The 12,950-nt window shown below is 40.0% G+C and carries 12 protein-coding genes; 9 read left to right on the forward strand and 3 right to left on the reverse strand.

The window, feature by feature from the left end:
• Window positions 1–56: 56 nt before the first annotated feature.
• Both BC343_RS04905 and BC343_RS04910 read right to left on the reverse strand, forming a co-directional pair.
• Window positions 57–1,316 carry an MFS transporter gene (locus BC343_RS04905; protein ID WP_078346622.1) on the reverse strand — a complete coding sequence of 420 codons (1,260 nt, stop codon included), beginning with the start codon at window positions 1,314–1,316 and terminating at the stop codon, window positions 57–59.
• Window positions 1,317–1,348: 32 nt separating this feature from the next.
• Window positions 1,349–1,783 carry a MarR family winged helix-turn-helix transcriptional regulator gene (locus tag BC343_RS04910; protein ID WP_078346623.1) on the reverse strand — a complete coding sequence of 145 codons (435 nt, stop codon included), beginning with the start codon at window positions 1,781–1,783 and terminating at the stop codon, window positions 1,349–1,351.
• Between the two features lie 328 nt (window positions 1,784–2,111).
• Here BC343_RS04910 and BC343_RS04915 point away from each other — a divergent pair, with 328 nt between their 5' ends.
• From BC343_RS04915 to BC343_RS04940, 6 genes are all read left to right on the forward strand, one after another.
• Window positions 2,112–3,416: a site-specific integrase gene (locus BC343_RS04915; RefSeq protein ID WP_078346624.1), complete on the forward strand. Its 1,305-nt coding sequence runs from the start codon at window positions 2,112–2,114 to the stop codon at window positions 3,414–3,416.
• A 49-nt stretch (window positions 3,417–3,465) separates the two neighbouring features.
• Window positions 3,466–4,542: a hypothetical protein gene (locus BC343_RS04920; protein WP_078346625.1), complete on the forward strand. Its 1,077-nt coding sequence runs from the start codon at window positions 3,466–3,468 to the stop codon at window positions 4,540–4,542.
• Between the two features lie 91 nt (window positions 4,543–4,633).
• Window positions 4,634–5,032, forward strand: a complete 399-nt coding sequence (locus tag BC343_RS04925) for a hypothetical protein (protein ID WP_078346626.1) — start codon at window positions 4,634–4,636, stop codon at window positions 5,030–5,032.
• A 58-nt stretch (window positions 5,033–5,090) separates the two neighbouring features.
• Window positions 5,091–6,944, forward strand: a complete 1,854-nt coding sequence (locus BC343_RS04930; RefSeq protein ID WP_078346627.1) for a hypothetical protein — start codon at window positions 5,091–5,093, stop codon at window positions 6,942–6,944.
• Window positions 6,945–7,628: 684 nt separating this feature from the next.
• Entirely contained in the window at window positions 7,629–8,045 is a 417-nt protein-coding gene (locus tag BC343_RS04935; protein ID WP_143822063.1) for a hypothetical protein, read from the forward strand.
• Between the two features lie 129 nt (window positions 8,046–8,174).
• The gene (locus BC343_RS04940; RefSeq protein ID WP_078346629.1) at window positions 8,175–8,675 is read left to right on the forward strand and encodes a hypothetical protein; all 501 of its coding nucleotides are present in this window, start codon (window positions 8,175–8,177) and stop codon (window positions 8,673–8,675) included.
• A gap of 20 nt (window positions 8,676–8,695) precedes the next feature.
• Here the strand turns inward: BC343_RS04940 and BC343_RS04945 are convergent, their stop codons facing one another.
• Window positions 8,696–8,968, reverse strand: coding sequence for a helix-turn-helix domain-containing protein (locus tag BC343_RS04945; RefSeq protein WP_238381700.1), 273 nt, complete (start codon window positions 8,966–8,968; stop codon window positions 8,696–8,698).
• Between the two features lie 115 nt (window positions 8,969–9,083).
• On the opposite strand from BC343_RS04945, the gene BC343_RS04950 reads away from it, so the two are divergent.
• The 3 genes from BC343_RS04950 (at window position 9,084) to BC343_RS04965 (ending at window position 12,713) form a co-directional block, all read left to right on the forward strand.
• The gene (locus BC343_RS04950) at window positions 9,084–9,905 is read left to right on the forward strand and encodes a hypothetical protein (protein ID WP_078346631.1); all 822 of its coding nucleotides are present in this window, start codon (window positions 9,084–9,086) and stop codon (window positions 9,903–9,905) included.
• Window positions 9,906–10,714: 809 nt separating this feature from the next.
• The gene (locus tag BC343_RS04960; RefSeq protein ID WP_143822064.1) at window positions 10,715–12,004 is read left to right on the forward strand and encodes a hypothetical protein; all 1,290 of its coding nucleotides are present in this window, start codon (window positions 10,715–10,717) and stop codon (window positions 12,002–12,004) included.
• A gap of 64 nt (window positions 12,005–12,068) precedes the next feature.
• The gene (locus BC343_RS04965) at window positions 12,069–12,713 is read left to right on the forward strand and encodes a hypothetical protein (RefSeq protein ID WP_078346634.1); all 645 of its coding nucleotides are present in this window, start codon (window positions 12,069–12,071) and stop codon (window positions 12,711–12,713) included.
• The last annotated feature ends 237 nt before the right edge of the window (window positions 12,714–12,950 follow it).

The raw sequence follows: 12,950 nt of genomic DNA on the forward strand, positions 1-12,950 counted from the left end.
AATTAATATGCAAAGCCCTTTTTTTACAATACGCCTTTTATTAACTCCATGCGCTATTAAGCCGCTGGGGCTATTGGTTGCTGTTCCATCAGGGTTTGATGGCGTGCTTTAAGCTTTTCTTTCCGAAGGTATTGCCAATGCAACCCGGCAATGCAAAGAGCAGCTACACCTTCCAGCAGCATGGTATTAGTAGTGCCTATCCATTTTGATACCGAACCGATGATCAAGCCCCCAAGCGGCTGCATACCAAAGAATGCCGTGGCATAAAAACTGATGACCCGCCCACGCATATCCGGCGCGACCGTAGTTTGTATCAAGGTGTTGCTCACGGTTATTTGCGACATCATGCCGAAACCGGCAATGGTTACGAACACCAGGGCCAGGGCATAATTATGCTCGTGCGAGAACAGGATAAGCCCCGTGCCGAATACAATAGTATTAATGAAAAGTATTTTACGTAGGTCAGCACCGGTTTTTTGGGAGGCAAGGAAGATGGCACCCGAAAAAGCCCCCAGCCCTATGGCACTATCAATAACACCGAATGTTGAAGCCGTGCCCTTAAATACATCCTGTGCATAAAAAGGGATGAGTGTGCTAAAAGGCAATACAAATAAACTAATGAGCCCCAGCATCATAATGATGAACCTTAAAGAGGGTGTTTGGCGGATATATTCGAAACCTTCTTTTAGTTCAACAAAAGCATTTTTGGTATGCGGAACGGCTTTTTCCTTCGGCAGCTTCATCATCACCAAAGAACCAATAACCGCAATAAAGCTTGCCGCATTAATAGCAAAGCAAATATCATCTCCCAGTTTTTCGAGCGCGATACCTGCAATGCCCGGGCCGATGAGCCTGGAGAGGTTCACCATTGATGAGTTGAGCGCAAGAGCATTGGGCAGGTCGGCTTTATCTTCCACCATTTCATAAACTAACGATTGCCTTGCCGGCACATCAAAGGCATTGATAACACCTAGCATTACGCTAAGCGCCAGTATTTCCCAAACCTGGTAGTTTTTGGTAAAAATGAGGATCGTTAGCAATATGGCCTGTATCATTGACGCCACTTGGGTACCCAGCAAAACGCGAAAGCGGTTGTACCTGTCAGATACCACACCACCCCAAACCGACAGAACGAATGACGGGAACTGGCTGGCGAAAAGCGTTAAACCCAGCATAAAAGTAGAGTGGGTGAGCGTGTAAACCACCCAGCTAACGGCGGTTTTTTGCATCCATGTGCCAATGAGCGATATAGATTGGCCGGCAAAGAAGAGCCGGTAGTTGCGGCTTCGGAAAGCCCGGAATGTAGTGATAGTCATATATAAAACCCGTATTAGGCAAACTTACCGGGTCACTCAAAATCAAGTATCTTGGTTAACGGGCCAATAGCTTTCAGCAAGGCTTCCTGCTCGGGAGGGAAACAGGTTTCGGCAATAGCGCGTGCCAGCCAATGGTTGCGTTCTTCGCGCATTTGCAACAAAAGGCTAACACCCTGTTCGGATATCGAAACTAACACCTTGCGTTTATCTGTTTCGGATGGCTTGCGGTTTATTAATCCCAATTCATCCAGATGGTTCAATACCTGCGACATAGATTGATTGGTAATTTTCTCCTGCGCGGCCAGCTCGCTCGGCAGCATTTCGCTTTGGTAAAGCATAGCTAAAGTTGACCGCTGAGTGAGCGACAATTGCGACCCAACCTCAGATTTTTTGCGCAGCTTTTTCACCAACCGTGTAATTACCGTGCGGAGTTCTGCTGCCAGTTGTTCGTTATCTATGCTTGCCATTTTAATATTAAATTAAACTAATAAGTTTGCCTTACAAAAATAGATATCGCCCCGATATTGTTTATCACGACAGTATCATTAATTGCGGAGATAAAAAATGAATAGGGCTTTACAATTACGGATGCAAAAATTATATTTGCTGCCCCGCTATGTAATTTGTTCGGGATGTAGCGTAGCCCGGTATCGCGCCAGCATGGGGTGCTCGCTATCGCTCGCAACAATAGCCTCACGGCTATTATTGCTGGAGTAATTTTAGTTGTTCTATCGTTTTCTCATACACTTGTGTACGACGGTGTGTACTACCACCGAATGCTGTAATTCAACAATTATGGCAACCGTTGCAATTGTTCTAAACACCACAAAGAAGTTAGCTAATAATGAATACTCTGTAGCACTCAGAGTAACCCAAAACCGTGAGAAGCGATATATCTCAATATCCAGTTTATTAGTGAATCAAACCTTAAGATTTCGGTGCGCGAAAGATCATTGGCTTCCGGGAAAAGAGGAAGATGAAGGGTTAGGTAGGTTTTCTAAGACATTTAAACCTTATAAAGAATACAATTCCATACTAAGAGAAAAGCTATCTCTAGCACACTCTATCTTAAAACGATATGATGAGAAAAATATCGAATTTGACTTTGAAACATTCGAATCCGATATCCGGCTGAAGCAACCAGCACAGGGTTGGGTAGAAAGCCCTAAACAATCTATCATCTCGATATTTGATTATTATTCGCAGCAGATAGCGATACTGGAAGAGCAACAACGGGAAGGTACAGCCGGATTGTATCGTGAAAACCGCAGCATTCTGAAAAAATACAAACCCGATGCATTGCTATCAGATGTAAACTTTAGATTCCTTGAGGGCTTTGAGTATTGGTTACGAAACGTCAGGAAGAATAAGGACACCAGCATTAGTGTTAAAATGCGTAATCTTCAGAGAGTAATTAACCAGGCGATTGAAGATAAATTATTCAACAAAGACGATTACCCGTTCGGGGAAAAGAAATACAGTGTCAATCGACGGCTTGACCATAGCACTAAAAAAATCGCAATCAAACTGGACAAGATTTCTAAACTGAAAGAACTGGAACTCGACCCCGGTACATCACTTCATTTTGCTCAACAGATTTTTCTTTTTAGCTATTACACCCGTGGAATGAATTTCATTGATATAACGTTTCTCAAATGGACTGACTTACCAGATTTAACACTTAACTATACCCGTAAGAAAACAAGGGGTAAGTTCGAAATACCTGTTAATGAGTATATGCTGAGGATTTTGACATATTTCAAAGATAACTATGTTGTTCCAGGAGGATATGTTTTTCCGATACTGGATGATACGATACATATCACCTCCAAGCAAAAATACACACGTAAGAAAACGGCTTTAAAAGCGGTTAATGATAATCTCAAAAAGCTAGCCAAGCAAATAGGGGAGCCAACTCTAAAGCTTACAACAAATGTTGGTCGACATACTTACGCCACTGGATTAAAACGGTCCGGTGCAAGCACAGGCTATATTACGGAAGCATTAGGGCACGCAACGGAATTTCAGACACAAACCTATCTAGCTGAATTTGAAAAAGGAGAAATAGAGAGTTGGGAGCAAAAGATTTTTCAGTCTTAAGAGAAAATGCAGGATAGGAAACTGTCCTGCTTTTTTTATTTTAGCTTCTATGTCTCAACCAATCGAAAATCAGATAGACCCAACTCCGTATGTTAACTTGGACAATGTTGACTTGACTGTGCTTACATTAATTAATGAACATTACAAGGATGCAAAGGATGAAGGTTTTACTTTAAATGGTAAAAAGGTAACTCATTTAAACATTCAAGTGCGGTCGAACTTGTTAAATCATGACCCTCAATTACATGAGTATAATATTCTTTATAAATCTTACGATAGTTCCAACAAAACAGAGGCTGACTTAAAAGTTTATCACGAAGGAATTAAGCACCTTAACAAGAGAGTAAGCGATAGGGTCAGGGGTACATTCATGAGATGTATAAACCCCGAAACCGAATTAGGTTCCCGAATTGTTAATCATTTTGACACGTTGTTGTTTGCTGCCCTCTTTTTCTACGACAAGTTTTGGGATGCTTATGGAACTGATTTTGCGGGTAAGGTATCGCTTAAAAACAGCTTAAGCGATTTAGAATTTCATAAACAACCGTACTTTTATAGAGCACATCAACAGGTCATATATATAAGCACTTTACTCTATAATTATTACAAATCAGGTTTACCCCCAACTGAAATTCACATAATTTCAAATCGAAAAGCTCATGTTCAGAAAGACCCGATACTAACGCGCTGGGTTATGAAATCACTAGTTGAGAGTATACTCAATGACAAACTGCCTGTTTCTACCGATTATTACGGAGACCAATTGAAAGGCATCATCTCAAAATTAAATTATTCGATTGATAATGAAGCTTTAAATCAATTGAAAAATTTATCTGAATCTAAACCTCCTGTTTTTGTTAACATAAAACGCAAAGTAGTGCGGCAATTTTGTTTAGAACTTCATAAGGTTTTCTGCTATTATACAGGATTAAACGTTAAGACTTTTACAATACCTCAACTAATTATTTATACTAATATCTTAAAAGAATTTGGGATGGATAATTTTGAAACACATAAGCGTAAACCAGGGAGCGAATCAAAAAAAAGCCGCAATTTCCTTCCACAAGAGCGACTTAGAGAGCTACTTATGCGCGATGAAGCTGTTAGTAAGGAAGCCGCCGTTTAGCAAAACGTTGCTTGCATTAGGAATTTGACCTTTACCGAACCTCAATGAGAAACAATAAAGTTGCTCATTTAAAAAGGTAAAGATAGTCGAAATGAATTTTATTAACGAACGTAGAGGCAGAAATGCTGCAGCTACAAGCAACAAGTCGGTTTTAAATGCAGCGATGTGTTTAGCTAAGTATGTACAACCTAAAACGCTCTTAAACTTTGTAGATACGGGACGGTTTGACGACGTATCAGACTTGGACAAGTTTATCCTTAAAGTTAAGGATAATGGTAAGTACAACTACTCGCGTAAAGTACGCCAAGATAAGGGCGGTTTTAACTACAAATACATTAGTGTATTTGAATCTAATGGACCAGAGGGGTTTAAAATTGTCCTCCTCGATAATATGGACCACTTCCTTCGGGAATACCATTTAGGTCTATTTACGATAGACTTTACTTTAGAAGACTTAGTTAAAGAAGCCGAAAAATCGCAACAAGCGTAAAGCCCACACCCAGCAGCTGATAGAGCTGCTGGGTTTTTTATTGTCCAGAAATCTATATATGAAACCTATAATAGTAAAACTTCCTCCAAAGACATACTTAAGCGACATTGAACCTTTTAAAACCCATGGCATTGATACAGATAGTAAGTATCACAAAACAGTGCCAGGAGTCGGTATAACAACGTATGCTATTCGCTTTTTTAAAAATAATTTAATAGAAACGTTGCCTAATAAACCGGTGGTTGAGGCAAAAGTTAGCGAACACAACGAGAAGTTTCCCAATCAACCTGTGCTAGGGGTTTATAAAGGGGTTACAATCGCGAAAATAAAAGCATATCTATTATCTGATGTTGAGTACAAAAAAATAATCACCACACCCGAAGGTTTTATATACAAAGTTGTTGAAGCCTTTAGAGAGATTTATGGTGACTTATCAGTAATGTACAGCGATTTTTTTATGTTAATTGATGAGTCTGAACGCATAATTACTGATGTCTCGTACAGAGGTGATATAGCGGCTCCATTAAATTATTTCTTTCATTTTAAGAGAAAGGCGCTGGTGTCAGCTACTACGCTGCCGTTTAGCGATTCTCGCTTTAAAAGTTTTAAAGATTATGTAATCGAACCTCAATTTGATTATAGCAAGCCGATAACAATTCTAAACACCAATAATGTTATTGAATCGCTTAAACAGCATTTAGCCAAGCTTAACAGTGAACATATCTGCATTTTTTTCAACTCAACAAAGGGTATTAGTGCAATAGTTAATGCGCTAAATTTAAAGAGCAACTACATGGCGTTTTGTGCTGAAGATAGTGTAGTAAAACTAATCACGAAAAATGTGCCGTTTGAACGAACAACTGATGATTTCCACGTAAATAGAATGCTCAAGTTTAATTTTTTTACAAGCCGGTACTTCTCAGCGATTGATATAAACGTGGACTACAAACCTGATGTCATCGTCATCAGTGATGTTTTCTTTGCCCATCACAGTATACTTGACCCCAAAACAGAATTAATTCAAATATCTGGTCGGCTAAGGAATGGAATTAACAGCTACACTCACATTACAAACTTCAATCCTGATTTAAAAGCAAAAACGCCCGACGAAGCACGATTTTACATTGATGGGCATTTAGATGCTTATCAGGGGTTTGTTCAAACATACAATAAGGCTACTAATCCAGGTGAAAGGGAAGCTTTACGCAAAGCAATCACAGAATCCAAGGCGCATCATTTTTATGATGATAATGGCACGCTTAATGACGCGATGGTGGATAATTTTATTCATGAGGAAAGAGTGAAGGAATATTACAAAAACTTAGAAAACTTAAAGGCTGCATATACGCAGGTAAGTAAACATTTCACACCCACGTACATAAATGAGGTTTACGATGCTGGGGATGGAGACTTATTTTATTTAAAAACTTCATCCTCAAAAAAAGAGATTTACCAGCAAGTAGCAAGTATGTTGTACAAGTATAAAAGAAAATCGCATTTACATTTGATGCTGTTTAAACCAACAAACATACTTTCAAAATTGCGTGAGGAGTTTCCAGATATCGCTGATGGGGTAGACTATCTCGACGAAAATACATTTCAGGCTACTGACTTTGTAGTTTCCAGTATAAGAAAAGCAGTTTCAGATGCGAAAGAAATGGCTTTAATAAATAAATTAGCCCCTTGCATTTATCAGTTGATAGACCCTTTTGATACTTATGTTCAAAGTGAATTAGTTGAGTTAATGCGCAATGCTTATGAAAATGCCAAAGTGGACCGTAAAGTTGTTGCTCAACACATTTTTTTGTATTTCGAAGGGGTAAGGTCTTCTAAATTAAAGAAAAATGTTTATAAGCTGAAGGCAAGGAAATTTGAATACGCTATGCACAATTCAGATTTAATTAAAAGTTGAGTATTATAAGGGAAGTAAATGTTCTGAATCAACATCTATCTATCAATTCAGAATTTATTAAAAATAATGTTTTATACAGGTAGATAAATTCTTGAGTTAGAAAATAGGGCACCATTCGGTAGCCCTATTTTGTTTATCGGAGTTTCGATAGATTGATAAACTGTTGATGCACCAATCCGCTAACCTGTTAGTTTGCAGGCTAACCTTATAATACAATAGTAAGGAGGCATTGAAGCTATTCCTCCCCAATTTATTAAAAGGTACAGAAACCTAATACTACATCTATAAAAATCCCCCTGCCACTTAATAAATCCCCCCTACACTCTGTAAATGGGGATTGATTGCCTATAAAAATCGACTTCTCTGTAAAAACTTCCTGTGTGGCTTGAATGGCTGCATAGCTCCGACTTCAGCCCCTTACCAGCTTTCGACGGGAAAAGCGAAATATATAGCGTTGTTCAGCCTGTGTGCCAGGCTTGAACGGGCTAAAATTGTTCCTCCGGAACAAAACTCCAAGTGCTTCGCACTCCGCTATGAATCCTGCCTAAATGCATTTTCCTTAAACCATTTCAATTCCGAATCACCACTCAAACGCACCTTAAAAACCCTTAAAAACACATGATAGAGTACCGAGAAACACCCCAAAAACCTGAAACGCCCAGCAACCCTCCAAGAAAAAACACTATGGGAAAACGTTGGAAAATGGTCAAAGACAGTACGCATGCCAACAACCACAAAGCGTTCATCATGACCAAGATGATCCAATACCAACGCGTGCTACTGGAAGTAATGCAACTCGATTACTTTAAAGACCAGCCGTATTTCAACCGCGACTATAAAGACGATGGTAGCGAGCCTTTCCTCATCCATTCTTTCGTTTCCGAAACATTTTACTGGCGAATTGAATGCAATATGGTTTTCGAGATCGTCATTGAATATTGCTTCGAGAACTGCCCCGTTGAAGGCTTGGTATGGGCATCAATTGCCTGGCACCGGCTCCACAAATATGCTATTCGCAAAGTGCTCAACAAGCCGCTTGCTGAATTACATAAAGGCACCCTTGCCTTTCAGGACCCAAAGTATATCAATGGCGCTAAATAACCATCCGTACTATTTTATTAAAAGGTACTGCGCTGCAGTGCCAGCTACAATGCAACACCAAAATGCTTGGTCTATCGACCAGGCATTTTTCATTTCACCACAATTTTAAACTCTTTAAAACCAATCATCATGAAACAGAAACCAAATGTCCACCCGGCACAGTTACCTTATAATAAAGAGGTCGCCAATGCCTACCACAATGTGCTAAATGCTGCGAAGCGCATGATAGCTGCGCTGCCGGCTTATGAAGCCAGGTGCTCGCTTGAACTCGATGAGAAACACTCTTTCTCCGATTTGCGCATACATCAATTTGTCTCGCCTTTGCTATACCTAAGCCTTGAAGTCGGGTTTGGCGATAAGTATTACATCCACTTCGGCTATGAACAATTCGATACCGACCATGAACTGGCTGGCTTCTCATCCGTATTCCTGCGCACGCTTTACAGGCTAACTTCGAAACAACTCACTGCTGTCAACATCGAAGATTGTATTCACACCAACAACATTATCACAACCTGTTCAGAATTGTTCGAGGTGATTGACGATAGCAACCACAAACGTCACACGTTTAAAGAAATTCGGTATAAGCCTAAAGTATCGAGGCGAAAATTGATGAAAGCAGTGGCATAACAAAGTAGGGGCTTCGGTCCCTACTTAAACGGCGTGTCAGGTATAAAGTCCTTAACGGAACATTTAAAGACTACAGCCAACTTATTTAAATGATTGAGGTTGTATTTAGTTGGAGATTTGGAACTTTCGGCTTGACCAATAAATCCATTCGATACGTCTAATTGCACAGCAAGTTCGGATTGAGACATCCCCAATTCCTCTCTTTTCTCCTTAACCTTATTGATTACGTAAGCTTCAATATCCGTTTTTAGACTCGCTGCCATCAACAACGAAAGAATAAAAACTACAGCCACATATTGCTTAGCAATAACTAAGTATTTCTTAATTTTGCATTTGTAGTATGTCCCCTACAAACATTAATTAATTGCCGATTCTGGACATATCGGTACCCTTAACTTTATCATAGATATGAAACAAGCTTTTTATCAAATGCTAATTATAGCATTGTTCATTAGTTCATGCTCTAAAAAATCACAGGAAACAACGCCTAAGACAGTTTTAGAGGAAGCGATCTCCTCTCAATACATTCATAGCGGAACAACAGACAAATCATTGGTAGTTGAATATGCTTCTTACAAAGCCGGAGCCGATTGCGATAAAGCGGTGTTTAATGCTGCTAAAAACATGGTTCAAAATAGTAGCGGTACAAATACAGTAACCGTTGTTGGGGCAACCTTAACGATGACGTTTGAGCGTAATTCCAATGTTCAGCCCGCAAAGCTTTCATTAACTACCGGCTCAGCGCTGGACATCGCTGTAAAGAAAAAATGGGACTGGAAGGGCGTCATCACATTGAGGAAGCAGAATAGCTTTTTATCAACTACCGACTTCTTAAACGCGGTAAATGTAAGGGTCACTCCCGTTAATACTGGAGATGTTGCTAAGGTCTTATCAAAAAACGCAGCTGGCGAGATTATGGTAATTGAATATGCCCTCACAACTAGCAATCCATCGTATTCACAAGCCGTACAATTTGATGTGCAAACCAGCACGCCAGTTACATTCAAAAGTCAGCTAGCAGTCAATTGCCTAATTCCTGATTTTATAACACCACAACAAGAAATGGTTCTCAATATATCCACAAGATTAGCTGCGCCAGTAGAAAAGCCCCTTGGCGGTGGTATAACTTCATATCAACAAGAAGTCGATGCATATTGGGCTACCGTCTCTTTAGGGGAACGAATTGCTCAACGATACTTCGTAGAAAAACTTTATCCAACCATTAAATAATAACCATATGTCAAAAGATTTAAAGGAAGGGTTGGTAGCCTTTTCGGTGTTAACCACTATTCTATACGTAATTTGTGCATTTGTTCAACTGACAATAGACGTCACTGATTGGTCATCGACTTGCAGAGCCGTATTTGCGATAGGCATTGTTGTTATCATCATTTACCTACTTTTTATTTTTAACCCAGATTAATCTTGCAACCAGAACTATATCTCTCCATAACCCCCAAGAAGTTGTTTAAGAGGGTATGGAGAGATATGTTCTTGCCGGCTTTGCAAATGGGAGAACGAGGAAGATAGGTGTTACGTTCGGGCAAGCTCCACAATCAACACGCCAAGCTTCGTAAACATTCAATAAGCCTTTCGGCACATTTCATGTTTACCGGCTGATCGCTGGCTTGTCATGCTGCTTGCCACTCGCTTTTCTCACTCCACATGAGCTTTCTTTGTATTTATGTGCGTTTCACTAATCGCTTCGCCTCACTTGGCTTTGCAGCCAGGTGAATCTCGCAACCGTTCAACCTACATAAATCCAAGCGCTCATCATAATTTTAGCTCACCTGCGTGTCGGTCGTCGCTTCAGGCTTGTCATAGGTTTTGAGGAACCCTGTCCACACGCCACTATTCAAAACCAACGCCAAGCCTTTGTGAAGCATTCTTTCAATCGCGCTATCGCGCTTCTTTCGAAAGACGACGACCTCTGTTCGCAGGCGGTGAGCAAGCATGTATATTTTGACACGAACTGTATTAATTGTTTTTAATGTAAGTTTAGTAATCGTACCTTACGCTTTATTACCTAATCACTTATTATGCATTCTTCGATACAAAACGTCCACACCTCATTGATTACTCTTTCTAATACTGTTCGTGGCGCCTATCCCTCGAACGTTGTTTTCAATACAACCTGGGGATGGAATAACACAGCGCTCTCACGAGATGATTTAGCTGATATGCCTCTATTAATAGCTATACGTTTAGAAGGATCCGATATAAACGCAATTGAGGAGAAGTACTCAGAAATACTACTATCTATTCCGGAAAAGATCGCCTCATTTCAGTCTACAACTCTTCCTTATCTATTTAATGGAAACGGCTCGTTAGCCGTTCCGGCGTATATGTCGCTAATGCAATGGATTGAAACGACTTTGCAGCCACTGACAAACTGGCAAGTCGTGGATTCTAAAGCAATGCCGCTTCGCTTAGCAAACCGCCTTCGCTCGATTCAAGCTGATATCGACAATATCGTCCCAAATAAGGAGAACTTAGAGGAGCAAATCAAACGTATTCAAGATGCCACTTCAGCAGCAGAATCATTGCCAACAGATTTGGCACAGCTGAAAGATGCCAGATTAAAAATTGACTCAATGTCTACCGAAGCAGCCTCCGCTATGGGAAAGATTGGTTTACTGTCTGAAGCCGCTGCAATGTCATCTGTTAGCCTTAAAGCACGCGAGGAGGAAGCAATTAAGATAGTTGCTCAATGCCAAGAAGCTTATCGAATTGCAACATCCACCGGCTTAGCCGGAGCTTTTGATGACAGAGCTAAAAGGTTGTCTAGCTCAATGTGGGGATGGGTTGCTTTACTTCTTATTTCCCTAACATTGGGCGGGTGTTTAGGAACTATGCGATATGATTCTCTCACAAAGGTGCTAGACGTTTCAAAACCAAGTTGGGGAATAATTGCAGCTCATGTTCTGTTATCTTTATTTAGTTTAGCTGCTCCAGTATGGTTTGCCTGGATATCTACTAAACAAATTGGACAACGATTTAGATTATCCGAAGATTATGCCTTCAAAGCCTCTGTTGCTAAAGCATATGAGGGATATCGTAGAGAAGCTGCAAGGATCGACCCAATTTTTGAATCCCGTCTGTTTGGCTCGGCATTGACAAGACTAGAGGAACTACCATTGCGTTTAGTTGAAGGAGATAACCACGGAAGCCCTTGGCAAGAATTAATAAGTTCTGACGGGTTTCAAAAGGCATTACAGACTATCCCTGAATTAAGGGATAAATTTATGAATATGCCTAAAGATATTGTTGCAAGTTTTGGCAATGTAAAAAAAACCATATCCCCAGAGTCGGCAAAGACTGATGAGTAGCTTGGTTCGACGGTAAGTCCATACATTACATCGCTCTCCAAATGCAAATCAGATAAATTAATTTATGTGCAAAGATTTAGTCTCAACGGAAATTGATTACCCGGCATGGATTGGCGCAATTGCAGCTATAATTGGGGTGCCTCTTTCATTAGTTAGTATAATTAAACTTGTTTCTAAGGACAAGGACAGAGAAGCTCAAATTGGAAAACTCGCGACTATTGCTATTGTACTAGAGGCTCAAACACAAGCAATGCTAGAACAGAATCAGTTACTAGCTCAACAAGTCGATATATTTCGAAATACAGGTTTGCTTCATGCTCAGGATGGTGAAGCAGTGGCAAAGCTCCAGGCAATTGAGGAACAAAAGCTACGTTTAAGTGTTCAACCCCGGTTGTGGTTAAACGGTGCGGGCTACAGGTCAAACGGCGAATTACATATTGACTTAAATAATAAAGGAGAAGTGGCTTACTTGGATGAAATCAACCTTATTTCCGGAAATGTTACGTTACATAGCAAATCGTTACCATATGAGCTCGAAAAGGGCGAACGGCGTAATATATATGGCAGGGCTAATGACGATAGTCATATTAAAGACGCAGTATACATGATTGAGCTACTTTATCATAATTCAATCAAACAAAATTATCGTGCCGTGATTGAGGGGCATGGTGCGACAGCCAAAATTATTTCTGATGACCCTTTAGATTAAACACCTTAAGTAATTGTAAGGAAATTTTTACCACAAAGTTAGCCTCACAGCAGTAATACAGCCACTTCATTTCAAAGTGGTATAAAAACTTGGATATCATTCTATATTAAATACATTATTTTAGCCTAATTGATAACCTCGACTAGTATAATTACTTTTGACACACCACTAATGCAGCAACTATCCTTTTCAACCATATAATCGCTAAAATGAATAATGTCCGACATCTCGCTGAAA

This window comes from Mucilaginibacter pedocola (assembly GCF_002013915.1).
Classification (GTDB): domain Bacteria; phylum Bacteroidota; class Bacteroidia; order Sphingobacteriales; family Sphingobacteriaceae; genus Mucilaginibacter; species Mucilaginibacter pedocola.

What these genes read in the sequence shown, in the direction of transcription:
- BC343_RS04920 (WP_078346625.1), top strand. Translation starts at nt 3,466, where the DNA reads ATGTCTCAACCAATCGAAAATCAGATAGACCCAACTCCGTATGTTAAC.
- BC343_RS04905 (WP_078346622.1), bottom strand. Translation starts at nt 1,316, where the DNA reads ATGACTATCACTACATTCCGGGCTTTCCGAAGCCGCAACTACCGGCTC.
- BC343_RS04925 (WP_078346626.1), top strand. Translation starts at nt 4,634, where the DNA reads ATGAATTTTATTAACGAACGTAGAGGCAGAAATGCTGCAGCTACAAGC.
- BC343_RS04950 (WP_078346631.1), top strand. Translation starts at nt 9,084, where the DNA reads ATGAAACAAGCTTTTTATCAAATGCTAATTATAGCATTGTTCATTAGT.
- BC343_RS04910 (WP_078346623.1), bottom strand. Translation starts at nt 1,783, where the DNA reads ATGGCAAGCATAGATAACGAACAACTGGCAGCAGAACTCCGCACGGTA.
- BC343_RS04965 (WP_078346634.1), top strand. Translation starts at nt 12,069, where the DNA reads ATGTGCAAAGATTTAGTCTCAACGGAAATTGATTACCCGGCATGGATT.
- BC343_RS04930 (WP_078346627.1), top strand. Translation starts at nt 5,091, where the DNA reads ATGAAACCTATAATAGTAAAACTTCCTCCAAAGACATACTTAAGCGAC.
- BC343_RS04940 (WP_078346629.1), top strand. Translation starts at nt 8,175, where the DNA reads ATGAAACAGAAACCAAATGTCCACCCGGCACAGTTACCTTATAATAAA.
- BC343_RS04915 (WP_078346624.1), top strand. Translation starts at nt 2,112, where the DNA reads ATGGCAACCGTTGCAATTGTTCTAAACACCACAAAGAAGTTAGCTAAT.
- BC343_RS04960 (WP_143822064.1), top strand. Translation starts at nt 10,715, where the DNA reads ATGCATTCTTCGATACAAAACGTCCACACCTCATTGATTACTCTTTCT.
- BC343_RS04935 (WP_143822063.1), top strand. Translation starts at nt 7,629, where the DNA reads ATGGGAAAACGTTGGAAAATGGTCAAAGACAGTACGCATGCCAACAAC.